Here is a 22,933-nt window from a genome sequence, read left to right as displayed (position 1 = left end):
TAGCAAGTAAGTAATTTATCTTAGGTGCTAAGGGAGTTCAATGGAGGGAAAGCTGGGACCGCAGGCGGGGATGCAGGCAGGTACGCAGGGGAAGCAGCGCCCCGCCGGCTCCGCGGTGGACGCCATCGGCGCGCTGGACGATCTCGTCGCCACCAACCTGATCGGCCGTCAGGAGCTGGCCCGCAACCTCGGATTGAGCGTCAAGGACCTGGTCTGCTTCGCCCACGTCCTGGAGGCGGACACACCGGTCACCGCGGGCGACCTGGCCGGCCGCGCCCAGGTCACGACGGGCGCCGTCACCGGCATCCTGAACCGCCTGGAGCGCGGCGGCTTCGTGGAGCGCAGACCCGACCCCAACGACCGGCGCCGGGTGCACGTCGCCCCGGTCCCGGCCGCCGCCGAGCGGGTGCAGGCCGTCTACGGCCCGTACACCAAGCTGCTCACCGAGCTCTGCGCGCAGTACTCGGCGGACGAGCTCGCGGTGATCACCGACTGGCTCACCGGCGCCGCGGCCCTGGCCCGCACCTATCTGGAGGACTCCTGCTGAGAGCCGCCCACGACCGCCTCGGTCAGACCAGCGGGGCCAACACCGCGTGCAGATCGGCCGGTTCGCGGTAGAGCAGGCCGGTCATGCCGAGCGCGACGGCGGCGTCCACGTTCTCCTGCCGGTCGTCCACGAAGAGGCAGCGGTCCGGCGCGACACCGGCGCGCTCGGCGGCCGTCTCGTAGATGCGCCGGTCCGGCTTGGCGATGCCGAGATCGGCGCTGCTGATCACGTCGTCGAGGCAGCCGTCAGGGCCGGTGAGACCGAGCAGCGCGAGATCGTCGGCGAGCCACGGCGTCGCGTTGGTGACGAGCAGGACGGACAGTCCTGCCGTACGCGCCCGCCGCAGCAGCCCCACCACGGCGTCGTCGGCCCGGAACTTGGTCTCGGCGAGCGTCGTCCCGAGCTCGTGCCCGCGCTCCCACGGGACCCGGTCGGCGAGGCCGTCCGCGATCGCCGCGATCCACAGATCCTTGGTGATCTCGCCGCGCATCAGCGGCATGTCGGTCTCGGGCCGGAAGGCGATCTCGGCGGTGCTGCCGGGCGCCAGGCCGGCCGTGCGCTCCAGTTCCTCCAGCTCCGCCATGTCGTAGAACCGGATCACGCCGTCGAGGTCACTCAACACGGCGTCGAACGCCCGACCGCAGCTCGTCATCCCATGTGTCTATCACGCGGGGGAGAAACGTCCGGGGGGCTGGGGCAGGGGCAGGGGCTGGGGCTGGGGCGGGCTCGCGGGGAGACGGGTAGTCGGGTAGTCGGGCAAGCCGAGCCGCCAGGCAGGCGGGCAGGCGGGCAGGCGGGCAGGCGGGCAGGCGGGCAGGCGGGCACACGGATACGCCGAACCGTCGCGCGGCTCGACCGCCACGTCGGCGTCACTTCTCGCCGAGCACCGCGCGGATCTCGGCCCGCACCCGGTCCTGGTCCTTGCGCACGGCCTCGTACCGGGACTTGTTGCGGCGCAGGTCCTCGCGCTGCTTCTCGTTGGTGACGCTCCACCACACACCGGCGGTGTTCAGCTTCCGGTTGCACTCGACGTCGGCGACCGCCGTACCCAACTCCCTTTCCGTACGCCAGGTGTTGCCGTCCTCACGCTCCTTCCGCCACGCCTCGTCGCCGAAAGCCCGCGCCGGGCTCCCGTACCGCTTGAAGCCCTTGTCCTCGACACAGCGCGACCAGTCCCGGAATGCCTTCCGCACCCGGCCGTCCTGGGCGACGGCCTTGTCGATCTTCTGGCTGCGCTGGGGCACGTAATCCCAGAGGCGCCCCGAATCGGCCACACCCCTCGTGGTCTGCCGCGTCGCCTCCGCGGCGCAGCCTCCCTCCGGCACCTTCCGGCCGTTGACCGAGCGGCCGCCCTTCTCCGTGTCGGGCCCTTGCAGCGCCTCGTACTCCCGTTGCGTCAGGTCCCGGCCCGTCGGTTGCAGCTCCGCTTCCAGCGCCTTCGCCCGGTCGGGGTCGAAGCCGTAGCCCCAGCGGCGGGCCTGGCCGAGGTCGAGCGTCCCGTACGGGGACACGTAGATCGCCGTCGAGGTGAAGGACTCCGACATTTGGACCCCCCGCAGAAGGCCGAACCCGGGATCGAGCGGGAAGTCATCGAACCCCAGGGCCCGCATGCACTCCCGCTGCAGCCGATTGCGCGCCTGCCCCATGCGCTTGTCGTCCTTGCTGCTGAACTCGTAACGCTCCAGCGGGAGTGCGGGCATATCGTCCTCACTCTCCACGCGCGGCACACCGGGCTCCCGCGCATACGCGGGCAGCGCATCGCCGTCCGCCCCCGTACCGGCACCGGCACCGAAACCCGAGCCGCACCCGGCCAACACCACGCCCGCCAGGGCGAGTACACCCCACCGCGCCTTCATCGCACCCCTCCCCCACCGGCCCCTTCACCGAACCAACGGGGACCCTACCGCCGCTGCCGCCACAACCGATCACACGGCCGGGCCGCCCAGGGGGAGTTGCGCCACTCGTTCTCACTACTTGTTCTCACCGTCACCGGACCCGGTCGGCCTCCTACCGTGCCGCGACCGGGAACGTCTCGCACTCGCGCGACCGCTCGCCCGGCCCCTCGCTCGACCGCCCGGCCGAGCCGACTCCGCGTCCACCTCGTCGACGCACGCCTCGCACTGCTCGTTGCGGCACGGCCCGGGGCCCCACACGGGGACGAACACCCCAAGCACCTTGCGCCGCCGGATCGCCGTACCCACCGGCCCTCCGCAGGCGTCGCACACCGGCTCGTCCTGCGGGGCGGGGCCGGGCCGTGGCCCTTCGCTGCCCATACCGCTCAGAGTATTCCGGTCCGGCCCGCCGGGGCAGCCCTCCGACCGCCCGCTACCCGGTGGGCTTCCCCGCCGTCTGCGGCTCACGCCACATGGGCCACATCCGGGGGCCGTCGGGCAGATCGAGCGTCGTCCCCATGAAGGTGAACCCCAGGCGCCCGTACAGGTCGCGGCTGCGGGTGTTGCTCGCCTCCAGGTACGCGTGCAGACCCTCGCGGTCACACCGGTCAAGGACTGCGGTGACGAGTGCCGTGCCGAGCCCTTCGCCCTGCCGGTCCGGATGTACGGCTATGAGATGGAGGTATTCGTGCGCGCGGTCGGTCGGATGGATCGCCTCGGTCAACCTGCCGACAGTCTCGACGCGTTCGTTGTCGGCGTCGACGGCCTGGCGCAGCTGGGCCGGCCCGTCGATGTCGCCGTCACCGTCACCGTCACCGTCGCTGTCGTGGTGCTCGCCCGCGGGAACGGACCACCACAAGGCCACGGCCGCGCCGTCCTCCGTGATGTCGACATACCCCTCGCCGAGCGCGAGATCGAAGAAGGCGCCCATCAACGCACCATGGGTGCGCAGACGGTACTCCTCGCCGGGGAAGATCCAGCTGCTCACCGGATCCTGCATGAACGCCGCGTCGAGCAGCCGGACCACGTCCTCCCGGTCCCCTTCTCCGGCCCGCCGTATCGCCACGCCCATAGCCCGCCCCTCACCACTCGCCCACGTCCGACGGCACGTCCACGCACTCACCAACTCCGAGCCGTCGACCACCGGTTGCAGCGTAAGCGATCACCCCCACTCCCCCCGAAGCCCCCCACACACCCCTTCACGACGTACCCCCCTTCACTCCGTGCCCCCCTCCACGGCGTCCCCCTGCACTCCGCGCACCCGTTCACTGCGCACGCCCCCTCAGTCCCCGCGCCCCCTCAGTCCGCGCCCCCCCCTTCACGGCGTCCTCCCCTTCACGCCGCACACCCGTTCACTGCGCACACCCCCTCAGTCCCCGCGCCCCCTCAGTCCGCGCCCCCCCTTCACGGCGTCCTCCCCTTCACGCCGCACACCCGTTCACTGCGCACACCCCCTAGTCCGCGCCCCTCAGTCCGCGCACCCCCTCAGTTCCCCGCACCCCCCTCAGTCCACCCGCCCCTTCAATGCGTACGCCGCGTCACGAACTCGGCGAGTGCCAGCAGACCCCCCGCCGCCTCCGGGTCCGGCACCGCTCTGGCGAGCAGGACTATCGCGCGGGACATCCGGTCGGCCGCGTGCACCTGCGCCCAGTCGCGGCCGCCCGCACTCTCCACGGCGCGGGCCGCGCGCACCGCACTCTCCCGATCACCCCCCGCCCCACCGGGCGGCCTCCGGTACAGCTCGGCCAGTTCGGCCGCGGCCGGCGTGCCCGACGCCAGCGCCGCGACGACCGGCAGGGACTTCTTGTGTACGGCGAGGTCGGCGCCCGCGGGTTTACCGGTGTGCTCGGGATCGCCCCAGATCCCGATGACGTCGTCGATGAGCTGGAACGCCAGCCCCGCCTCCCGGCCGAACCCGTCGAGCGCCTCGATCTCCTCCCGCCCCACCCCCGCGTACACCGCCCCCAGCGCACAGGCGCAGCCCAGCAACGCCCCCGTCTTGGCCTCGGCCATGGCGAGGCACTCCTCCAGCGTGACCTCGTCCGGGTCGCGGCGCTCCAGCTCGCAGTCCGCGTGCTGCCCGGCGCAGAGCTCCATGACGCAGGTGGCGAGGCGGGCGGCCGCCACCGCGGCCCCCGGGTGGGGGTCGTCGGCGAGCAGCCGCTGCGCCAGTGCCTGCATGGCGTCACCGGCGAGGATCGCGTCGGCGACGCCGAACACAGTCCAGGCGGTGGGCCGGTGCCTGCGCGTGGTGTCGCGGTCCATCACGTCGTCGTGCAGGAGCGTGAAGTTGTGGACCAACTCCACGGCGGCCGCCGCCCGCACCGCCAGTGCGGGCTCCCCGCCGAGCGCCCGCACCGCGGTGAGCACGAGGGCGGGCCTGATGGCCTTGCCCGCGTGCCCGGCGGCCGGTGTGCCGTCCGCGTGCTCCCACCCGAAGTGGTAGAGCGCGACCCGGCGCAACGACCCGGGCAGCGTGTCGATCGCCCTGCGCAGCTCCGGATCGACGTGCGCCCGCGTCGACGCCAGGATCTCCACGGCCTCGCACGCGTCGCCGGACTCGGGGTCGCTCCCCGCCACACCCACCGTGTCCGCCCCCGCACCCACCGTGCCCGCACTCGCCGCTGTGCCTGCCGTGTCCGTCGTCGTGTCCGTCATGGACTCACCCCGCGAAGGATGCGGACGGTGGCTGTTCCTCGGCCTGTGGGCGCGTACGGAGGGGGTGTACCCCGTGCCGCGCCCGGGGACACGGCCACGGGGTCACGTCCGGCGGCCGATCTCGACGTTCTCCAGGACGCCGAGCGCGTCGGGCACGAGCACCGCGGCGGAGTAGTAGGTCGACACCAGGTAGGAGATGATCGCCTGCTCGCTGATGCCCATGAACCGTACGGAAAGGCTTGGTTCGATCTCGTCCGGGATGCCGGTCTGACGCAGACCGATGACGCCCTGCTCCTCCTCGCCCGTACGCATGCAGATGATGGAGGTGGTGCGGGCCTCGGTGATCGGGATCTTGTTGCACGGGAAGATCGGCACCCCGCGCCAGGTGGGAATCCTGTTGCCTGCCATGTCGATGGTCTCGGGGACGAGTCCGCGCTTGTTGAGCTCGCGGCCGAACGCGGCGATCGCACGCGGGTGCGCGAGGAAGAGCTTGGACCCGCGCCTGCGGCTGAGCAGTTCGTCCAGGTCGTCGGGGCCGGGCACGCCGTCGTGCGGCTGGATCCGCTGGTCGTACTCGCAGTTGTTCAGGAGGCCGAACTCGCGGTTGTTGATGAGCTCGTGCTCCTGGCGCTCCTTCAGCGCCTCGACGGTCAGCCGCAACTGCTGCTCGGTCTGGTTCATCGGCTGGTTGTAGAGGTCGGCCACGCGCGTGTGGACGCGAAGCACGGTCTGGGCGACGCTCAGCTCGTACTCACGCGGCGCCGATTCGTAGTCCACGAAGGTGCCCGGCAGCACGGCCTCGCCGACATGGCCGGCGGACAGGTCGATAGGCGCTTCACCGAACCTGTTGGTGCGCTGCGCCGGGATGGACCGCAGCCGCTGGAGGTGGCCGCGGAGCGACTCGCTGCGCTCCGCGATCTGCTCGAGGTCCTGGCGGGGCAGGATGAGGACCGTGCACGCGGTCACCGCACGCGCGGTGTACTCCCAGATGGTCTCGGGGTCGATGAGGGCCCGCTCGCCGAAGTAGGAGCCGTCGGCGAGCGTCTCCAGCACGGTGTCGTCGCCGTAGGGGCCCGTGCCGACCTTCTCGACGCGGCCGTGCGCGAGCAGGAACACCTCGTCCGCCGGGCTGCCGAAGGACGTCAGGATCTCGCCCGCGGCGAACTCCCGCTGCTGGCAGCGCTGCGCCAGCTCCCCCAGCACGTCGTGGTCGTCGAAGTCCCGCAGCACCGGCAGCTCGCCGAGCTCCGCCGGGATGACCTGCACCTGGTCGCCCGTCTTCACGAACGTCACCCGGCCGTCACCGACCGAGTAGCTCAGCCTTCGGTTCACCCGGTACGTGCCGCCCTGCACCTGGACCCAGGGCAGCATCCGCAGCAGCCAGCGGGAGCTGATCTCCTGCATCTGCGGCGCGGATTTGGTGGTGGTGGCCAGATTCCGTGCGGCGGATGTGCCGAGACTCTGCTGCGGCTTCTCCGACTCGGTCCGGATCTCTTCGCCTACCGACATGGCTTTGCCCTCCCGAAATACCTGCGGTGATCTGCTGCCTGCGGTGATCTGCTGCGGTGATGTGCGCGCCCAAGCCTTCCAGCACGGAACGTGGCGGCGCCATTACACAAACGAGCGGGAATGGATCACGCTCCCGCGGGGCAGTAGGGGCGTTTCCACCCGTTCGGCGCAACTCGGGAGGTGTCGCGCCGGGCATCCTGATGGGCTCGGAGATCACCGTCCGCACCAACCGGCAGGAGACAGCAATGGCAGGCTTCCTGGATCGCGCGAAGGAACAGGCCCAGCGGGGCCTCACGCAGGGCAAGCAGAAGATCGACGAGGTCCAGGAGAAGCGGGCCGGCGACGCCCTCCTGAAGAAGCTCGGCGCCGCGTACTTCGCGGAGCGCCGGGGCACCGGCTCCTCGCAGGCCACCCAGCAGGCGCTGCAGGCCGTCGAGTCCCATGTCGCGACGCACGGGGACGGCTTCCTGCACGGCAACTGACCGGATCGGCTCGCACGGTGCCCGAACAGCACTTGGATCAATTCCGAACAACTGGTCCGGGCACCGGAGTTCCGGTACAAGCAGGGCATACGAGACGGCCCGCGACCGGCGGCCGTCCCGCCTTGCAAAGGAGGGGTCATGGCCCCACCCATGTCCGCGGGCACGTTCCTCGAGGCCCTGCGGGACGAAGGCGTGACCGTCGTCGAGGTCGGCGACTGGGAGCACCACAACCGCAACCACAAAGGCCCCTGGGGCCCGGTGCACGGTGTGGTGATCCACCACACCGTGACCTCGGGCAGCGAGCGCACGGTGGAGATCTGCCGCGACGGTTTCGCCTCGCTCCCCGGGCCGCTCTGCCACGGCGTCATCACCAAGGACGGCCGTGTCCACCTCGTCGGCTACGGCCGCGCCAACCACGCGGGCCTCGGCGACGACGACGTGCTCCGCGCGGTCATCGCCGAGAAGCGGCTGCCTCCGGACAACGAGGCGAACACCGACGGCAACCGCCACTTCTACGGCTTCGAGTGCGAGAACCTCGGCGACGGCGAGGACCCGTGGCCCGAGGCCCAGCTGGATGCCATCGAGAGGGCCTCGGCGGCGGTCTGCCGTGTGCACGGCTGGACGGAACGCTCGGTGATCGGCCACCTGGAGTGGCAGCCGGGCAAGGTCGACCCGCGCGGCTTCACGATGGACTCGATGCGGGCCCGCATCGAGGAACGCCTCAAGTAACCCCCACAGGCGCCGCAGTCCCCGCGCGTCACGCGGGCCCCGGCGCCGAGGAACGCCCGGGGAGCCCACCCGGCGAAGGGCTCCCCCTGTGGGACCCCGTGCCACGGGAGACAATGGCGGGGTGTGTCCCACCCCGCCCGCCGGTCTGCGCCCCCGGCTGCCGTCCCCGCTGCAGTCCATAGCGGACGACCGCTTCACCCGTCGCGGAGTCCAGCTGCTCCTCAAGCGGGACGACCTGATCCACCGTGACCTGCCGGGCAACAAGTACCGCAAGCTCGCCCTGAACCTGCGGGCCGCCGCCGACGCCGGTCACGACACTCTCCTCACCTTCGGCGGCGCCTACTCGAACCATCTGCGCGCCACCGCCGCGGCGGGCCGCCTCCTGGGCTTCGCCACGATCGGCGTCGTCCGTGGCGACGAACTCGCCGGGCGCCCCCTCAACCCGTCGCTGACGCGCTGCGCGGCCGACGGCATGCGCCTGCACTTCGTCGACCGGAGCACGTACCGGCGGAAGGCCGAGCCGGAGACCCTGGCGGCGATCCTTCGCGCGACGGACGCCCCGGCCGCGTACGTGATCCCCGAGGGCGGCAGCAACACCCTCGCCGTGCGGGGCTGCATGGCCCTCGGCGAGGAGCTGCGTGGGCACACCGACGTGGCGGCCGTCGCATGCGGCACCGGCGGCACGCTCGCGGGTATGGCCGCCGGACTCGGCCCCGACCTGCGGGCCCTCGGCATACCGGTGCTCAAGGGCGGCTTCCTGGGCGACGACATAACAGCCCTCCAGCAGCGGACCTTCGGCGAGCCGACCGCCAACTGGCGCCTGGACGACCGCTTCCACTGGGGCGGTTACGCCCGCACCCCACCGGAGCTCATCGCCTTCGCCGAGGACTTCGAGGACCGGCACGGCCACGAAATCGGCCTCTCCGTAGAACACCTCTACGTCGCGAAGCTCCTGTACGCCCTGACCGTCCTCTCCGAAGAGGGCGCCTTCCGGCCCGGCACGCGCCTCACCGCGGTGATCACCGGCACCCGCGAGGAGCCCGCCGCCGCGTCCGGCGCCGAGTAGGCCGCCTCACTCCTCGATCTCCCGGTGGGCGGCCGCCTCCTCCAAGTCCAGCTTGCGCAGCAGCGTCCGCATCATCTCGTCGTCGATGCGCCGCTCGTCCCGCATCTTCACGAAGACCTCGCGCTCCGCAGCGATCGCCTCGCGCGCCAGCCGGCGGTAGGTGTCGTCCGCGGACTCCCCCGTCACCGGGTTGGCCTGGCCGAGCCGCTCCCACACCGAGTTGCGCCGCCGCTCCAGGACGGTGCGCAGACGGTCCTGGAGGGGCTGTGGCAGGCCATTGCGCTCGTCCTGCATGAGTTCCGCCAGGCGTGCCTCCGCGGCCTCTGAGGCGGCGTTCTGCGCCTGCGCCTCGGCGAGCGTCTGTGCCTGCGCGTCACGGCCGGGCAGTTTCAGGACACGGATCAGCCAGGGCAGCGAGAGGCCCTGCACGACGAGCGTTCCGATGACCGTGGTGAACGTAAGAAACAAGACAAGGTTGCGCGCCGGGAAGGGTTCACCGTCCTCCATGGTGAGCGGGATGGAGAAGGCGATGGCCAGCGACACCACACCGCGCATCCCGGCCCAGCTGACGATCAGCGGACGCCGCCAGTCCATGTCTCCCTCGCGCTCCCTGATCCGCGCCGAAAGCCCGCGCGGGAGATACGTCGCCGGATACGACCACACGAAGCGCATCACGACGACGAAGACGAAGACCCCGACGGCGTACCAGACCGCCTGCGCCACGCTGTACTCGCCGAGTCCCCTGAGCACCACGGGCAGCTGCAGGCCGATGAGTGCGAAGACCGCCGACTCCAGGATGAACGCGACGACCTTCCACACCGCGGCCTCCTGCAGCCGCGTCTCGAAGTCGACCTGCCAGGAGCGGTGGCCCAGGTAGAGGGCGACGACGACCACGGCGAGCACTCCGGAGGCGCCGACCTGTTCCGCGGCGGCGTACGCGACGAAGGGGATGAGCAGGGACAGCGTGTTCTGCAGCATCGTCTCCTTCAGGTGGGTGCGCAGCCAGTGGATCGGCACCATGAGGAGCAGCCCGACGCCGACCCCGCCGACCGCGGCCACCAGGAACTCCCGGACCCCGCCCGACCAGCTCGCACCCTCGCCGACCGCCGCTGCGAGGGCCACCTTGTAGGCGGTGATCGCGGTCGCGTCGTTCACCAGGGACTCGCCCTGCAGGATCGTGGTGATCCGTGAGGGCAGCCCCACCTTGCGTGCGATGGCGGTCGCGGCGACCGCGTCCGGGGGCGCGATGACGGCGCCGAGGACGAGCGCGGCGGTCAGCGGCAGGTCGGGGACGAGCAGATAGGCGAGCCAGCCGACGGCGACCGTGGCGAACAGGACGTATCCGACCGAGAGCAGCGCGACGGGCCTGATGTTGGCGCGCAGGTCCAGATAGGAGCTCTCCAGGGCGGCCGTGTGCAGCAGTGGCGGCAGGATCAGCGGCAGCACGATGTGCGGATCGAGGTGGTAGTCGGGCACTCCGGGCACGTACGAGGCGACGAGCCCCACCCCGACGAGGAGCAGCGGTGCCGGCGCCGGGGTCCTGCGCGCCGCCCCGGCCACCACGGCGCTCGCCGCGATCAGTCCCACCAGGGGCAATACATCCATCGGCAGACCCCTCCGCCCTCCGTGTTCCCGTCGTAACCTGGCAATCATGAACGAGTGCCCGCATGTCGCAGCGCTGCCGCACCCCGAGGTGTCCCCGCTGAGCGATACGTGTCTCGAGTGCCGGGCGGCCGGCAGCCACCCGGTCCAGTTGCGGCTGTGCCTGGAGTGCGGTCATGTGGGCTGCTGCGACTCGTCGCCCTTCCAGCACGCGACGGCGCATTTCAAGGAGACCTCACACCCTGTGATGAGGACCTTCGAGCCGGGGGAGAGCTGGCGCTGGTGCTTTGTGGACGGTTCGATCGTCTGACGCCTGGGTACGTCAACCCGGCGCTTGTTGTTTCCAATTGGGCTTGCGCGACCCCTAGCCACTGTCCGTACTCATATGCTTACTATGAGTGACAGCATCAAGGCGGGGTCCCCGGGACACGGAGCTGGGGAGCGCGGTAGCGTCACCGCAGAACGACGTGGTGCGTTACCCGTGTGACGCAGTCCGGACCACCGCTGGGCGGCGGTCCCGGAACCCCGAAAGTGCTTGTACCACCTTGGAGGTGAGGGTGTCCCAGATCGCAGGCGAGCCCGGGAATCAGGACTTCGTGGAAGTCCGCCTTCCTGCTGCGGGTGCCTACCTGTCGGTGCTGCGGACGGCGACTGCCGGCCTCGCGGCGCGTTTGGACTTCACTCTCGACGAGATCGAGGACCTCCGCATCGCGGTCGACGAGGCCTGCGCGATCCTGCTCCAGCAGGCCGTGCCCGGCTCGGTGCTCAGCTGCGTCTTCCGGCTCGTCGACGACTCGTTGGAGGTGACGGTCTCGGCGCCCACGACCGACGGCCGGGCCCCGGAGCGGGACACCTTCGCCTGGACTGTGCTGTCGGCCCTCGCGGGCCAGGTGGACTCGACGGTCGCCGAGGACAACACCGTCTCGATCAGCCTCTACAAGAAGCGCGGCGCGGGACCCGGGCCGGCGTGAGGGACGGGGACGGGCCGGTGCGGGACGAAGAGCGCGGCACACAGGGTCTGCCCGCCGCCGGCAGGGAGGGGTTGCGCCGTATGACCACCGGAATCCCCGAGCAGCAGGCCAAGCCGCACCCGGAGGAGCCGGACCAGCCGGGTCCGCTGAGGGTGGCCGATGTGTCGGAGCAGGCAGAGCCGACCGCCAAGGACGAGCTCAAGCAGCTCTCCGGCCGGGGCGGCGGGCGACGGGCGGGAAACATGAGCGAGCACCAGCACGGCCGGCACGATCCGCAGGACCGCAGCGGCGCACGCGCGATGTTCATCGAGCTGCGCACCCTGGACGGCGGCAGTCGGGAGTACGCGGAGCTGCGCAACCAGCTGGTCCGCATGCACCTGCCGCTCGTCGAGCACCTGGCCCGCCGCTTCCGCAACCGCGGCGAGCCCCTCGACGACCTCACCCAGGTCGCCACGATCGGCCTGATCAAGTCCGTGGACCGCTTCGACCCGGAGCGCGGCGTCGAGTTCTCCACGTACGCGACACCGACGGTCGTCGGCGAGATCAAGCGGCACTTCCGCGACAAGGGATGGGCGGTCCGCGTCCCGCGTCGCCTCCAGGAGCTGCGGCTCGCGCTGACGACGGCGACGGCCGAGCTGTCCCAGCTGCACGGCCGCTCCCCCACCGTGCACGAGCTGGCCGAGAAGCTGGCCATCTCCGAAGAGGAGGTCCTCGAAGGCCTGGAGTCGGCCAATGCCTACTCCACGCTGTCCCTGGACGTCCCCGACACGGACGACGAGTCCCCGGCCGTCGCGGACACCCTGGGCGCCGAGGACGAGGCCCTGGAGGGCGTCGAGTACCGCGAGTCGCTCAAGCCCCTCCTGGAGGACCTGCCCCCGCGCGAGAAGCGCATTCTGCTGCTGCGCTTCTTCGGCAACATGACGCAGTCGCAGATCGCGCAGGAGGTCGGCATCTCGCAGATGCACGTCTCCCGACTGCTGGCGCGCACGCTCGCACAGCTGCGGGAGAAGCTTCTCGTCGAGGAGTAGTCACTCTCCGTAGCGCCGCATTTTCCAGATCCCGAGCGGCGCCTCGAAAGGCGTTCCGAGCGTCTTACTTCTGATCTTGTACGTTGCCGGGGCCCTGGATGCCGAGGGCCTCGGTCGTCGCCGGGTTGATCAGGCAGACGAGCGAGGCGACGGCCGTGATCGCGAGGACGATGCCGGCCGGGATGGCCACGCTGTCGGCCTGCAGCATCTGCCACGACACCGGCAGCGCCATGATCTGGGTGATGATCGCGGGTCCGCGGCTCCACCGGCGCAGCTTCAGCAGCCCGCGCGCGGCGAGCAGCGGGAGCAGCGCGAGGACGATCAGCGTGATGCCGCCGGTCTCGGCCGACCGCGGATCGTCGGGCGATCCCGCGAGCCCCATCACGAGCATGTAGACGCCCCCGGCGAGGAGGGCGACGCCCTCCAGCGCGACCAGGGCCGCGGCGGCGGTCACCCGCGCGGGTCGCTGGCCCGGCTCGGGCGACTCCGGGGCTTCGGGGGTGGACTTCCGCTCAGTACTCACCCCAGCAGGGTAGCTCTGGGCCCCTCCGCCCCGGCACCTCGGTCTAGGCCGTCCCGAGACCGCTAGGTAGTCTGCTTCGCATGCGTGCACTCCTCGTGGTCAACCCGGCGGCTACCACCACCAGTGCGCGTACGCGTGATGTGCTGGTGCACGCACTGGCGAGCGAGATGAAACTGGACGCGGTCACCACGGAGTACCGCGGCCACGCCAGAGACCTCGGCCGGCAGGCCGCGGAGAGCAAGGACATCGAGCTGGTCGTCGCCCTCGGCGGGGACGGCACCGTCAACGAAGTCGTCAACGGCCTGCTGCACCACGGCCCCGATCCGGACCGCCTCCCCCGTCTGGCCGTCGTCCCCGGCGGTTCCACCAACGTCTTCGCGCGCGCCCTCGGGCTGCCCAACGACGCCGTGGAGGCCACCGGCGCCCTTCTGGACGCCCTGCGCGAGGGCAGTGAGCGCACGGTGGGCCTCGGCATCGCGGGCGGCACTCCGGGTACGGAGGACGAGGCCGTGCCGTCGCGCTGGTTCACGTTCTGTGCGGGTCTCGGCTTCGACGGTGGAGTGGTCGGCAGAGTCGAACAGCAGCGCGAGCTCGGGCGGCGCTCGACGCACGCCCTCTATGTGCGCCAGGTGCTCCGCCAGTTCATCGACGAGCCCCACCGCAGGCACGGAATGATCACCTTGGAGCGGCCCGGCGAGGACCCGGTGACCGACCTGGTGCTGTCGATAGTCTGCAACACCTCTCCGTACTCCTACCTGGGCAATCGCCCCCTGTACGCGTCCCCGCAGGCCTCCTTCGACACGGGCCTGGACGTGCTCGGTCTGAAGAAGCTCTCGACGGCCGCGGTGGCCCGGTACGGCACCCAGCTGCTGACCTCGACGCCGGATCGCGGACCGCACGGTAAGCACGCGGTTACGCTCCACGACCTCACCGACTTCACCTTGCATTCGAAGGTGCCCCTGCCCCTTCAGATGGACGGTGACCACTTGGGACTCCGGACGAGCGTGACGTTCACAGGCGTACGCCGTGCACTGCGTGTGATTGTGTGAGCAGAAGGGGCTAAAGTCCTTTCACTCGAACGTTTAGACCAGGGTCCACCCCATAGAAGTACGGCTGTGACCCAGCCGACACTGAGGAATCAAAAAAAACTTTCCTGAAGGGGTTGTATCCGCAGCCGAGGTTTGCGAATCTCTACATGGCGATCGGGACGGCCCGCAACATCGGCCCCACAGATAGCCAGAACCCCTCCTCCACCACAGGTCCACACCAGGCAACTGGGCGTCGGCCCTTCCCGTGCGGGGGGATTCGTGAAAGCGTTCACATTCACAAGCAACCCGCATGTAATACCAAGGAGAGGTAGCAGCCATGGACTGGCGTCACAACGCCGTTTGCCGCGAGGAAGACCCCGAGCTCTTCTTCCCCATCGGCAACACCGGTCCTGCGCTGCTGCAGATCGAGGAAGCCAAGGCCGTCTGCCGCCGCTGCCCCGTCATGGAGCAGTGCCTGCAGTGGGCGCTCGAGTCCGGCCAGGACTCCGGCGTCTGGGGTGGCCTCAGCGAGGACGAGCGCCGTGCAATGAAGCGCCGCGCCGCTCGCAACCGTGCACGCCAGGCCAGCGCCTGACGCCCACGCCCCCCACGAGCCTGAGCTTGGCGGCGCGTACAGCGAGTACGCAACTCCCGCCCCCGAGCCGCAGCCGCGCAGTACCCCCGATGCGCATCGCAACGTGAGCAGTGAGCCCCGGACCACTCAGGTCCGGGGCTCACTGCTTTCACGTGTGGGCGCGTCGCTACTTGTCGCCGCGCACCGGAATGTCCAGGACGACCCGCGTGCCGCGCTCCGGAGCGCGGACCATGTCGAAGGTGCCGCCCAGCTCCCCCTCGACCAGAGTGCGGACGATCTGCAGGCCGAGATTGCCGGAGCGGTGCGGGTCGAAGCCCTCGGGCAGACCGATGCCGTCGTCCTGGACGGTGATCAGCAGCCGCGCTTCCTTGCTGGTGCCGCCCCGCACGGCGGACACCTCGACCGTGCCGGTGTCCCCCTCACGGAAACCGTGCTCCAGAGCGTTCTGCAGGATCTCCGTGAGCACCATCGACAGCGGCGTCGCGACCTCCGCGTCCAGGATGCCGAAGCGGCCGGTGCGCCGGCCCGCCACCTTGCCGGGCGAGATCTCGGCGACCATCGCGAGCACCCGGTCGGCGATCTCGTCGAACTCCACGCGCTCGTCGAGATTCTGGGAGAGCGTCTCGTGGACGATCGCGATGGAGCCCACCCGGCGCACGGCCTCCTCCAGCGCCTCGCGGCCCTTGGCGGAGTCGATGCGACGGGCCTGCAGCCGCAGCAGCGCGGCGACCGTCTGGAGGTTGTTCTTCACCCGGTGGTGGATCTCCCGGATGGTCGCGTCCTTGGTGATCAACTCGCGCTCGCGGCGGCGGAGTTCCGTGACGTCCCGCACGAGGACGAGCGAACCGATGCGGGGGCCCTTGGGTTTGAGGGGGATGGCGCGCAGCTGGATCACGCCGTCGCCGCCCTCGATCTCGAACTCGCGCGGCGCCCAGCCGCTCGCCAGCTTGGCCAGGGCCTCGTCCACCGGCCCGCGGGACGGGGCGAGTTCGGCCGTCGCCCTGCCCAAGTGGTGGCCGACGAGATCCGACGCGAGGCCGAGGCGGTGGTACGCGGAGAGCGCGTTCGGCGACGCGTACTGCACGACGCCCTCGGCGTCGAGCCGCAGCAGACCGTCACCCACGCGCGGGGAGGCGTCCATGTCGACCTGCTGCCCCTGGAAGGGGAACGACCCTGCGGCGATCATCTGTGCGAGATCGGACGCCGACTGGAGGTAGGTCAGCTCCAGCCGTGAAGGGGTGCGCACGGTCAGCAGGTTGGTGTTGCGGGCGATGACGCCCAGGACGCGCCCTTCCCTGCGTACGGGAATGGACTCGACGCGCACCGGCACCTCTTCGCGCCACTCCGGGTCGCCCTCGCGCACGATGCGGCCCTCGTCCAGGGCGGCGTCGAGGAGGGGGCGGCGGCCGCGCGGGACGAGGTGGCCGACCATGTCGTCCTGGTAGGAGGTGGGGCCGGTGTTGGGCCGCATCTGTGCCACGGAGACATAGCGGGTGCCGTCGCGCGTGGGGACCCAGAGGACCAGGTCGGCGAAGGAGAGGTCGGAGAGCAGCTGCCACTCCGAGACCAGCAGATGCAGCCACTCGAGGTCGGAGTCACCGAGGGCGGTGTGCTGGCGTACGAGGTCGTTCATGGAGGGCACGTGTGCGAGCGTACCTTTCACGTCCGGTGGGCCCGCGCCCCGAAGGCTCCGGCATACCCGCCGAGCTCCGGACGTGTCCGACAAGGGGCCTACGCGACAACCTCTGGACGTACCCGACGAGCCGCGGCGCCAGGGTGGGACCCTCAACCCACCCACGGCACCGCAGCCCTTCAGGTGCATCGGCCGCCAGAATGTGCGGTCCTGAACAGCCGATCGTGAGGATCCGACGCGGTCAGGGCAGAGAGCGCCGGCTCCTCGATCCGCTCTCCTGTGCGGGAAGAGCGGAGGCTTTACCCACGCATTGTGGACTAGACCATTCTCTTATGTCTATGCGTCGGCGGATGTTTGTTGGCGGTCCGGCCACGCCCGCATGGCGAGATCGGCCACCGCCTCCAGGTCCTCCCTGGTGGCGCCGTCCCTGGCCTGTTGCGACATTCCCTGGAAGACCGCCGCGGTGTAACGGGCGAGGGCCGCGGGGTCGGTGTGGTCCGGCAGCTCCCCCACCGCGACGGCCTCGCGGATACGGGACTCGATGCCCGCCATGTTGGAGTTGCGCCGCTCGCGCAGGGTCTGCTCCACCTCCGGCGTCGTGCAGTTGGTGGCGGCGGTGATGACGAGGCAGCCGCGGGGGTGGTCCGGGTCGGTGAACTGGGCCGCGGCCTCGTGCAACAGCCGCGAGACGGCGGCGCGTGCGGTCGGCTCCTCGTCGAAGGCCCGGCCGCCGAAGGCGCCGTGCGTCGCTCCGTACCGCACGACGACCTCGTCGAAGAGCTTCCGCTTGTCCCCGAACGCGGCGTAGAGGCTGGGCGCCCCGATCCCCATGACGCGCGTGAGGTCCGAGACGGACGTCGCCTCGTAGCCGTTCTCCCAGAAAGTACGGACCGCCTGCTCCAGGGCCGTCTCGCGGTCGAAGGAGCGGGGGCGTCCGCGCTGTTTCGTCGCCATGGGGTGAATTGTATAGCGGGCACTAGAAAAAGGGGCCGGGCGTGGGGTAGCGTTCTTTCTGTAACGACCGCTAGATAAATTCCACCAGGGAAGGGGGCGCCCGCCATGGGTGCGTTCGAGGGGATCGAGCACGGGGACGAGCAGGGCAACCAGCGGGGCCGGCTCGCGGGGAAGACGGCACTGGTCACCGGGGCCAGCCGGGGCATCGGGCGGGGCATCGCCGAGCGCCTCGGCCGGGACGGGGCGCGGGTCGCCGTGCACTACGGCAGCAACGAGGTGGCGGCGAAGGAGACCGTGGCGGCGATCGAGGCGGCGGGCGGCTCCGCCTTCGCGTTCGGTGCGGAGCTGGGGGTGCCCGGTGACGCCGAGGCGCTCTGGACGGAATTCGACCGGCACGCGGACGGCCTGGACATCCTGGTGAACAACGCGGGCATCGGCCTGTACAGCCACGTGGCCGAGGTCCAGGAGGCGGATTACGACCGTGTGTTCGCGGTCAACACCAAGGCGCTGTTCTTCGTCGTCCAGAAGGGCCTCGGCCGGCTGCGCGACGGCGGCCGGATCATCAACATCTCGTCGGGCGTCACACGCATCGCCTTCCCGATCACCGTGGCCTACTCGATGACGAAGGGCGCGGTGAATGTGCTGACGCACACCCTGGCCCAGGAGCTCGGCCCGCGAGGAATCACGGTCAACGCGGTGGCGCCCGGCATCATCCAGACGGAGATGATGGACGGCATCCCGGAGGCACAGCGGACGGAGATGGCGGGGTACTCGGCCTTCGACCGCATAGGCCAGCCCGCCGACGTGGCGGACATCGTCTCCTTCGTGGCCTCGGACGACGCGCGCTGGATCACCGGGCAGTACATCGACGCGACGGGAGGTTCGGTGCTGGGGGTGTGACCGGGCGCTTCCGGCCTCCGCGCGCGGTTCGACGGGCGGAGGCGGGGCGGAGAGCCGAGCATGGATCGAAGAGCGGCGGAATCGGCCGTTCTGGCGATGCTGCACTGCTGTTCCAGTAGCGCAGCTCTGCTAGATTGGTCTATACCACCAGTACTTTCGAGCCCCTCTCCAGATCGGCAGGCCCAGCGTGGAAGTTGTCATCGTCCCGGACGCCACGGCAGGCGGCGAGCTCATCGCGGAGGCCATGGCCGCTCTGGTGCGCCGTAAGCCTGACGCCCTGCTCGGTGTCGCCACCGGCTCCACCCCGCTGCCCATCTACGAGGCGCTGGCCGCCAAGGTCGCGGCCGGTTCCGTGGACGCCTCGCGGGCGCGCATCTGCCAGCTCGACGAGTACGTGGGGCTGCCGCCCGGGCACCCCGAGTCGTACCGCTCCGTGGTGCTCCGCGAGGTCGTCGAGCCGCTCGGGCTGAGCGAGGCCTCCTTCATGGGGCCGGACGGCAGTGCCGAGGACGTGCAGGCGGCGTGCGTGGCGTACGACAAGGCGCTGGCCGAGGCCGGTGGTGTGGATCTCCAGCTGCTCGGGATCGGTACGGACGGGCACATCGGATTCAACGAACCGTGCTCGTCGCTCGCCTCCCGGACGCGCATCAAGACGCTGACGGAGCAGACGCGGGTGGACAACGCGCGCTTCTTCGACGGGGACATAGACCAAGTCCCGCACCACGTCATCACCCAGGGGATCGGGACCATCCTGGAGGCGCGGCACCTGGTGCTGCTCGCGACGGGTGAGGGCAAGGCGGACGCGGTGGCCGCGACGGTGGAGGGACCGGTCGCCTCGGTCGTGCCCGCCTCCGCACTCCAGCTGCACCCGCACGCCACGGTCGTGGTGGACGAGGCAGCGGCGTCGAAGCTGAAGCTCGCGGAGTACTTCCGGCACACGTACGCGAACAAGCCGGAGTGGCAGGGCTTGTAGAAACGACGGCGGCAACACACGAAAAGGGGCGCCCCGTCGGGGGCGCCCCTTTCGCGTAGTGGGCGGACCGGCTACGTGGGCAGACAGGCCGGCTCCGTCGGCGGGCAGACCAGCTCCGCGTGCGGGGCAGACCAGCTCCCCCGCGGACAGGCCGACTCCGCGTGCGGGCAAGCCAGCCCTGCGTGCGGGGCAGACCAGCTCCACCTGGCGGACAGACCGGCCCCGCCTGCGGGACCGGCTCCGCGCGCGGCCAGACCAGCTCCGCCTGCGGACAGGCCAGCCCCGCGAGCGGGCAAACCAGCTCCACCTGCCGGACAGACCGGCCCCGCCTGCGGACAGGCCAGCCCCGCGAGCGGGCAAACCAGCTCCACCTGCCGGACAGACCGGCCCCGCCTGCGGACAGGCCAGCCCCGCGTGCGGGCAGACCGGCCCCGCCCGCGGACAGACCCGCCCCGCCCGCGGACACGCCGGCCCCGCCAGCCGCGTAAGTCAGCCCCCCACGATGACCTCTGCCGCTGCCTCGCCGCATACGCGGGAGGCGCCGCGGGTTGCGATGTGGAGGGCGCCGGTCGGGGCGGACTGGGGGACGCCCATCTCGACGACGACCGTGTCGGGCCGGGCCGTGACGAGGGTCCGCAGGGCCTCGGCCATCCAGGTGTGGCGGTGTGCGTCGCGGACGACGGCCACGATGCGGCGCGGGCCCGCCGCCGCGAGGGCCTCGTTGCCCGAGCCTTCGCCGGAGTAGGTGGCGGACTCGGTGCCGGGGAAGCGGCGCTCCAGTTCGGCGGTGACGCCCCAGGGGGTTTCGTTGCCGACGGCGATGTTGGGGAGGGGGGAGAAGGTGGCGACGTAGGGGGCCTCGGTGACCGGGGCCGCGTACGTCTCGCCGCGGGTGACCGTCAGCGCGCGGCGGGCCGCGACCAGGCCGATGCCGGTGTCGGTCACGGCCCCCGAACGCTCGGCCGCGCCCGGCACCTTCGACGACGCGGCCCAGCCCGCGAGTGCCCGCACGCGGTCCGCCGCGTCGGCGAGCCGTTCCTCGGACAGTTCGCCGGAGCGCACCGCAGCGACGAAGGCGTCCCGCAGCCGCAGCACGGTTCCCTCGTCGGAGGGGCCGCCGCCCGTGCAGATCGCGTCGGCTCCGGCGGCGATGGCGAGGACGCAGCCGCGCTCGAAGCCGTACGTCCCGGCGATCGCCTGCATGTCCATGCCGTCGGTGACGATGAGGCCGTCGTAGCCGAACTCCTCGCGGAGGAGGCCGGTCAGGATGCGGCGCGAGAGCGTGCCGGGGTTGTCCGGGTCCAGGGCCGGGGCAAGGACGTGGGCGCTCATCACGGCCCGGGTGCCGGCGGCGATGGCGGCGCGGAAGGGGGCGAGGTCGCGGGAGTTCAGCACGTCCCGGTCGACGTCGATGACCGGCACGGAGTGGTGCGAGTCGATCGCCGTGTCGCCGTGCCCCGGGAAGTGCTTGGCGGAGGTGGCGACGCCGGCCGACTGCAGGCCCTCGACATAGGCGGCGGTGTGCCGGGCCACGAGGTCGGGGTCCGAGCCGAAGGAGCGTACGCCGATGACGGGGTTGTCGGGGTTGGCGTTGACGTCGGCCGACGGCGCCCAGTTGAGGTTGATGCCGCAGGCGGCGAGGCGCCGGCCGAGGTCGGCGGCGACCTCGCGGGTCAGCGTCGTGTCGTCGACGGCGCCGAGTGCGTGGTTGCCCGGGTAGGAGGAGCCGGTGCGCACTTCGAGGCGGGTGACGTCGCCGCTCTCCTCGTCGATGGCGATCAGCAGGTCGTCGCGCTCGGCGCGCAGCTGCGCGGTGAGGTCGGCCACCTGTTCGGCGGTGCGTACGTTCCGGCCGAAGAGGCTGACGGAGGCGAGGCCTTCGTCGATCCGGCGGCGCAGCCAGTCCGGTGCGGCGGTGGTGCCGTCGAAGCCGGGCTGCAGGACGGCGAGGGCGTTGCGGGTGAGGGTGTCACCGGCGTGCGTCGTGAGTGTCGTCATCAGGCGTTATCCCTTCACTGCGCCGTCGGTCAGGCCGCTGACGGCCCTGCGCTGCAGGAAGACGAAGAGGATCAGGATCGGGATGGCGAAGAGGGAGGCCGCGGCCATGGTGGCGCCCCAGTCGTCGCCGAAGGCGGTCTGGAAGCTGGACAGCCACACCGGCAGGGTCTTGGCCTCGGCTTCCTTGTTGAGCACGAGGACCAGCGGGAACTCGTTCCAGGCGGTGATGAAGCCGAAGAGCGAGGTCGACATCAGGCCCGGCGCGAGCAGCGGCAGGATCACGCGGCGGAAGGCCTGCATGCGCGTGCAGCCGTCGACCATGGCGGACTCCTCCAGCTCCTTGGGCACGGCGGCGACGAAGCCGCGGAGCGTGAGGAGCGTGAAGGGCAGGATCATCACCATGTAGAACAGGGTCAGCGGGATCAGGCTGTTCAGCATGTCGGCGTCGCGCACGATGATGTAGATCGCGATGACCATGACTTCCCAGGGCGCCATCTGCGCCAGCATGAAGCCGATGATGAAGCCGCGCCGCCCCTTGAAGCGCATCCGGGCGAGGGCGAATGCCGCGGTCACGCCGATGATGAGGGAGAAGACGACCGCGAGGAGCGTCACGATGAGGGAGTTGCCGACCATGGTCCAGAAGTGGTCGGCGTCCATCGCCGTCTTGAAGTGCTCGAGAGTGGCGTCGGTCGGGAACCAGACCGGGTCCTCGGCGATGATGTCGCCGGTCGGCTTGAAGGCCGTCGCGAACATCCAGTACACGGGGAAGACGCAGAGGATGAAGATGACGACTGCGGTCAGGTTGGGCCACAGGCGGCCCATCAGCGAGCGCTTCACAGCTCGTCCTCCTCTTGCTTGAGCACGATCCGCAGGTAGAACGAAGTGATGGCCAGCAGGATGACGATGGTGAGCAGCGCGATCGCGGCACCCATGCCGAAGTGCTGGTTGCCCATGCCCTCGATGTAGGCGTAGACGGGCAGGATCTCGGTGAGCCGGTCGGGGCCGCCCTCGTTGATCGTGAAGACCTGGACGAACGCCTTGAAGACCCAGATGATCTCCAGGAACGTCGTGGCGTAGAGGAAGGGCCGCAGATACGGCAGCGTCACCTGGGTGAACTGCTTCCAGGCCCCCGCGCCGTCCAGCGCCGCGGCCTCGTACAGCTCCTTGGGGATGGTGGTCGTGGCGGCGTACAGGTTGATCGCCACGAAGGGGATGGACATCCAGACGATCAGCAGCAGGACGACGAAGAAGGTCGAGTACTGCGTGGCCAGCCAGTCGTGGTCGGCCATCGACTCGAAGCCGATCTTGGCGAGCACCCAGTTGACGACGCCGAAGCGCTGCGCGAACAGCCACTGGTAGACCGTGCTCGCCGCGACGACGGGCATCGCCCAGGTGAGCACGAGGCCGAGCAGGAGGAACGTGCGCATCTTCCGGCCGAGGCGCGCGAGCAGCAGTCCCACCAGCGTGCCGAGCAGCATGATGAGGACGACGTTGACGGCGGTGAAGACGACCGAGCGTCCCGCGACCCGCCAGAAGTCCTCGCCGGTGAGGACGTCCTTGTAGTTGTCGAATCCGTTCCACTCGGTCAAGTGCAGAATGAACTGCCGCATGTTGAGGTTCTGGAACGACAGGATCCCGTTGTTGACCAGTGGCCAGCCGAGCAGCAGCAGGGTGACGATGATCGCGGGGGCAAGAAGCAGATAGGGCGTCAGGCCGGCGAGACGACCGGTCCCCTTGCGCGGGGCACCAGGCCGTGGCCCGCCTGCCGGTGTCTGCACCTCCGTCGGGCCGGAGGGCGGCCGTTCGGTCTTCTGCACGGTCATGCTCGCCATCTCTTTCGTGGGC

Annotated in this window: 23 protein-coding genes; 11 read left to right on the top strand and 12 right to left on the bottom strand. The window is 70.5% G+C overall.

Annotation, left to right across the window (positions count from 1 at the left end):
* Nucleotides 1–40: 40 nt before the first annotated feature.
* Nucleotides 41–547: a MarR family winged helix-turn-helix transcriptional regulator gene (locus ACZ56E_RS09710; protein ID WP_471212773.1), complete on the top strand. Its 507-nt coding sequence runs from the start codon at nt 41–43 to the stop codon at nt 545–547.
* A 22-nt stretch (nt 548–569) separates the two neighbouring features.
* On the opposite strand, the gene ACZ56E_RS09705 is transcribed toward ACZ56E_RS09710, so the two are convergent.
* The 5 genes from ACZ56E_RS09705 to ACZ56E_RS09685 all read right to left on the bottom strand — a co-directional run bounded on the left by ACZ56E_RS09705 (nt 570) and on the right by ACZ56E_RS09685 (nt 6,606).
* Nucleotides 570–1,199, bottom strand: coding sequence for an HAD-IA family hydrolase (locus ACZ56E_RS09705; RefSeq protein ID WP_471212771.1), 630 nt, complete (start codon nt 1,197–1,199; stop codon nt 570–572).
* Nucleotides 1,200–1,416: 217 nt separating this feature from the next.
* Nucleotides 1,417–2,403 (bottom strand): hypothetical protein, encoded by a 987-nt coding sequence (locus tag ACZ56E_RS09700; RefSeq protein WP_471212768.1) that lies wholly within the window; start codon nt 2,401–2,403, stop codon nt 1,417–1,419.
* A gap of 469 nt (nt 2,404–2,872) precedes the next feature.
* On the bottom strand, nt 2,873–3,511 hold the full coding sequence (locus ACZ56E_RS09695) for a GNAT family N-acetyltransferase (protein ID WP_471212766.1): 639 nt from the start codon (nt 3,509–3,511) through the stop codon (nt 2,873–2,875).
* Nucleotides 3,512–3,960: 449 nt separating this feature from the next.
* Entirely contained in the window at nt 3,961–5,097 is a 1,137-nt protein-coding gene (locus ACZ56E_RS09690; RefSeq protein ID WP_471212764.1) for a family 2 encapsulin nanocompartment cargo protein polyprenyl transferase, read from the bottom strand.
* Nucleotides 5,098–5,199: 102 nt separating this feature from the next.
* Entirely contained in the window at nt 5,200–6,606 is a 1,407-nt protein-coding gene (locus tag ACZ56E_RS09685; RefSeq protein ID WP_468608991.1) for a family 2B encapsulin nanocompartment shell protein, read from the bottom strand.
* A 245-nt stretch (nt 6,607–6,851) separates the two neighbouring features.
* On the opposite strand from ACZ56E_RS09685, the gene ACZ56E_RS09680 reads away from it, so the two are divergent.
* The 3 genes from ACZ56E_RS09680 (at nt 6,852) to ACZ56E_RS09670 (ending at nt 8,883) form a co-directional block, all read left to right on the top strand.
* Nucleotides 6,852–7,088 carry a hypothetical protein gene (locus ACZ56E_RS09680; protein WP_362996280.1) on the top strand — a complete coding sequence of 79 codons (237 nt, stop codon included), beginning with the start codon at nt 6,852–6,854 and terminating at the stop codon, nt 7,086–7,088.
* Between the two features lie 138 nt (nt 7,089–7,226).
* Nucleotides 7,227–7,817: an N-acetylmuramoyl-L-alanine amidase gene (locus ACZ56E_RS09675; protein ID WP_468608993.1), complete on the top strand. Its 591-nt coding sequence runs from the start codon at nt 7,227–7,229 to the stop codon at nt 7,815–7,817.
* Nucleotides 7,818–7,938: 121 nt separating this feature from the next.
* Nucleotides 7,939–8,883: a 1-aminocyclopropane-1-carboxylate deaminase/D-cysteine desulfhydrase gene (locus ACZ56E_RS09670; protein ID WP_471212760.1), complete on the top strand. Its 945-nt coding sequence runs from the start codon at nt 7,939–7,941 to the stop codon at nt 8,881–8,883.
* Nucleotides 8,884–8,889: 6 nt separating this feature from the next.
* On the opposite strand, the gene ACZ56E_RS09665 is transcribed toward ACZ56E_RS09670, so the two are convergent.
* Nucleotides 8,890–10,488, bottom strand: coding sequence for a Na+/H+ antiporter (locus ACZ56E_RS09665; protein ID WP_471212758.1), 1,599 nt, complete (start codon nt 10,486–10,488; stop codon nt 8,890–8,892).
* A 46-nt stretch (nt 10,489–10,534) separates the two neighbouring features.
* On the opposite strand from ACZ56E_RS09665, the gene ACZ56E_RS09660 reads away from it, so the two are divergent.
* The 3 genes from ACZ56E_RS09660 to ACZ56E_RS09650 all read left to right on the top strand — a co-directional run bounded on the left by ACZ56E_RS09660 (nt 10,535) and on the right by ACZ56E_RS09650 (nt 12,484).
* Entirely contained in the window at nt 10,535–10,795 is a 261-nt protein-coding gene (locus tag ACZ56E_RS09660; RefSeq protein ID WP_365358711.1) for a UBP-type zinc finger domain-containing protein, read from the top strand.
* A gap of 247 nt (nt 10,796–11,042) precedes the next feature.
* Entirely contained in the window at nt 11,043–11,456 is a 414-nt protein-coding gene (locus ACZ56E_RS09655) for an ATP-binding protein (protein ID WP_030780840.1), read from the top strand.
* Between the two features lie 17 nt (nt 11,457–11,473).
* On the top strand, nt 11,474–12,484 hold the full coding sequence (locus ACZ56E_RS09650; RefSeq protein ID WP_398301042.1) for an RNA polymerase sigma factor SigF: 1,011 nt from the start codon (nt 11,474–11,476) through the stop codon (nt 12,482–12,484).
* A gap of 64 nt (nt 12,485–12,548) precedes the next feature.
* Here ACZ56E_RS09650 and ACZ56E_RS09645 read toward each other — a convergent pair whose 3' ends face one another.
* Nucleotides 12,549–13,007, bottom strand: coding sequence for a hypothetical protein (locus tag ACZ56E_RS09645; protein WP_468609002.1), 459 nt, complete (start codon nt 13,005–13,007; stop codon nt 12,549–12,551).
* 80 nt (nt 13,008–13,087) lie between these two features.
* Here ACZ56E_RS09645 and ACZ56E_RS09640 point away from each other — a divergent pair, with 80 nt between their 5' ends.
* A complete protein-coding gene (locus ACZ56E_RS09640; protein ID WP_468609004.1) occupies nt 13,088–14,056 on the top strand; it encodes a diacylglycerol/lipid kinase family protein in 969 nt (322 codons plus the stop codon).
* A gap of 316 nt (nt 14,057–14,372) precedes the next feature.
* Nucleotides 14,373–14,630 (top strand): WhiB family transcriptional regulator, encoded by a 258-nt coding sequence (locus tag ACZ56E_RS09635; protein WP_016639615.1) that lies wholly within the window; start codon nt 14,373–14,375, stop codon nt 14,628–14,630.
* 166 nt (nt 14,631–14,796) lie between these two features.
* Here ACZ56E_RS09635 and ACZ56E_RS09630 read toward each other — a convergent pair whose 3' ends face one another.
* Both ACZ56E_RS09630 and ACZ56E_RS09625 read right to left on the bottom strand, forming a co-directional pair.
* Nucleotides 14,797–16,263 carry a sensor histidine kinase gene (locus ACZ56E_RS09630; RefSeq protein ID WP_471213149.1) on the bottom strand — a complete coding sequence of 489 codons (1,467 nt, stop codon included), beginning with the start codon at nt 16,261–16,263 and terminating at the stop codon, nt 14,797–14,799.
* Nucleotides 16,264–16,599: 336 nt separating this feature from the next.
* Complete coding sequence (locus ACZ56E_RS09625; RefSeq protein ID WP_471212754.1) at nt 16,600–17,217, bottom strand: TetR/AcrR family transcriptional regulator; 618 nt, start codon at nt 17,215–17,217, stop codon at nt 16,600–16,602.
* Nucleotides 17,218–17,322: 105 nt separating this feature from the next.
* Here ACZ56E_RS09625 and ACZ56E_RS09620 point away from each other — a divergent pair, with 105 nt between their 5' ends.
* Both ACZ56E_RS09620 and nagB read left to right on the top strand, forming a co-directional pair.
* Nucleotides 17,323–18,117, top strand: a complete 795-nt coding sequence (locus ACZ56E_RS09620; RefSeq protein WP_471212752.1) for an SDR family oxidoreductase — start codon at nt 17,323–17,325, stop codon at nt 18,115–18,117.
* A gap of 187 nt (nt 18,118–18,304) precedes the next feature.
* On the top strand, nt 18,305–19,090 hold the full coding sequence (gene nagB, locus ACZ56E_RS09615) for a glucosamine-6-phosphate deaminase (RefSeq protein ID WP_468609010.1): 786 nt from the start codon (nt 18,305–18,307) through the stop codon (nt 19,088–19,090).
* A 489-nt stretch (nt 19,091–19,579) separates the two neighbouring features.
* Here the strand turns inward: nagB and ACZ56E_RS09610 are convergent, their stop codons facing one another.
* The 3 genes from ACZ56E_RS09610 to ACZ56E_RS09600 are packed head-to-tail and all read right to left on the bottom strand — an operon-like array spanning nt 19,580 to nt 22,911.
* Complete coding sequence (locus tag ACZ56E_RS09610; RefSeq protein WP_471212749.1) at nt 19,580–21,088, bottom strand: glycoside hydrolase family 3 protein; 1,509 nt, start codon at nt 21,086–21,088, stop codon at nt 19,580–19,582.
* 6 nt (nt 21,089–21,094) lie between these two features.
* Nucleotides 21,095–21,925, bottom strand: coding sequence for a carbohydrate ABC transporter permease (locus tag ACZ56E_RS09605; protein ID WP_471212747.1), 831 nt, complete (start codon nt 21,923–21,925; stop codon nt 21,095–21,097).
* Nucleotides 21,922–22,911: a carbohydrate ABC transporter permease gene (locus ACZ56E_RS09600; protein ID WP_471212745.1), complete on the bottom strand. Its 990-nt coding sequence runs from the start codon at nt 22,909–22,911 to the stop codon at nt 21,922–21,924. Before ACZ56E_RS09600 ends, ACZ56E_RS09605 begins: the two co-directional genes overlap by 4 nt.
* Nucleotides 22,912–22,933: the final 22 nt, after the last annotated feature.

Source organism: Streptomyces sp. NPDC039480, assembly GCF_055597165.1.
The sequence above is the reverse complement of the archived record's forward strand: the minus strand, read 5'-3'. Positions and strand labels throughout refer to the sequence as shown.

Excerpts from the sequence above, each read along its gene's own strand:
- ACZ56E_RS09710 (WP_471212773.1), top strand. The coding sequence starts at position 41 with ATGGAGGGAAAGCTGGGACCGCAGGCGGGGATGCAGGCAGGTACGCAG.
- ACZ56E_RS09660 (WP_365358711.1), top strand. The coding sequence starts at position 10,535 with ATGAACGAGTGCCCGCATGTCGCAGCGCTGCCGCACCCCGAGGTGTCC.
- ACZ56E_RS09600 (WP_471212745.1), bottom strand. The coding sequence starts at position 22,911 with ATGACCGTGCAGAAGACCGAACGGCCGCCCTCCGGCCCGACGGAGGTG.
- ACZ56E_RS09625 (WP_471212754.1), bottom strand. The coding sequence starts at position 17,217 with ATGGCGACGAAACAGCGCGGACGCCCCCGCTCCTTCGACCGCGAGACG.
- ACZ56E_RS09695 (WP_471212766.1), bottom strand. The coding sequence starts at position 3,511 with ATGGGCGTGGCGATACGGCGGGCCGGAGAAGGGGACCGGGAGGACGTG.
- ACZ56E_RS09700 (WP_471212768.1), bottom strand. The coding sequence starts at position 2,403 with ATGAAGGCGCGGTGGGGTGTACTCGCCCTGGCGGGCGTGGTGTTGGCC.
- ACZ56E_RS09635 (WP_016639615.1), top strand. The coding sequence starts at position 14,373 with ATGGACTGGCGTCACAACGCCGTTTGCCGCGAGGAAGACCCCGAGCTC.
- ACZ56E_RS09610 (WP_471212749.1), bottom strand. The coding sequence starts at position 21,088 with ATGACGACACTCACGACGCACGCCGGTGACACCCTCACCCGCAACGCC.
- ACZ56E_RS09665 (WP_471212758.1), bottom strand. The coding sequence starts at position 10,488 with ATGGATGTATTGCCCCTGGTGGGACTGATCGCGGCGAGCGCCGTGGTG.
- ACZ56E_RS09640 (WP_468609004.1), top strand. The coding sequence starts at position 13,088 with ATGCGTGCACTCCTCGTGGTCAACCCGGCGGCTACCACCACCAGTGCG.
- ACZ56E_RS09690 (WP_471212764.1), bottom strand. The coding sequence starts at position 5,097 with ATGACGGACACGACGACGGACACGGCAGGCACAGCGGCGAGTGCGGGC.
- ACZ56E_RS09680 (WP_362996280.1), top strand. The coding sequence starts at position 6,852 with ATGGCAGGCTTCCTGGATCGCGCGAAGGAACAGGCCCAGCGGGGCCTC.
- ACZ56E_RS09705 (WP_471212771.1), bottom strand. The coding sequence starts at position 1,199 with ATGACGAGCTGCGGTCGGGCGTTCGACGCCGTGTTGAGTGACCTCGAC.
- ACZ56E_RS09620 (WP_471212752.1), top strand. The coding sequence starts at position 17,323 with ATGGGTGCGTTCGAGGGGATCGAGCACGGGGACGAGCAGGGCAACCAG.
- ACZ56E_RS09675 (WP_468608993.1), top strand. The coding sequence starts at position 7,227 with ATGGCCCCACCCATGTCCGCGGGCACGTTCCTCGAGGCCCTGCGGGAC.
- ACZ56E_RS09685 (WP_468608991.1), bottom strand. The coding sequence starts at position 6,606 with ATGTCGGTAGGCGAAGAGATCCGGACCGAGTCGGAGAAGCCGCAGCAG.
- ACZ56E_RS09630 (WP_471213149.1), bottom strand. The coding sequence starts at position 16,263 with ATGAACGACCTCGTACGCCAGCACACCGCCCTCGGTGACTCCGACCTC.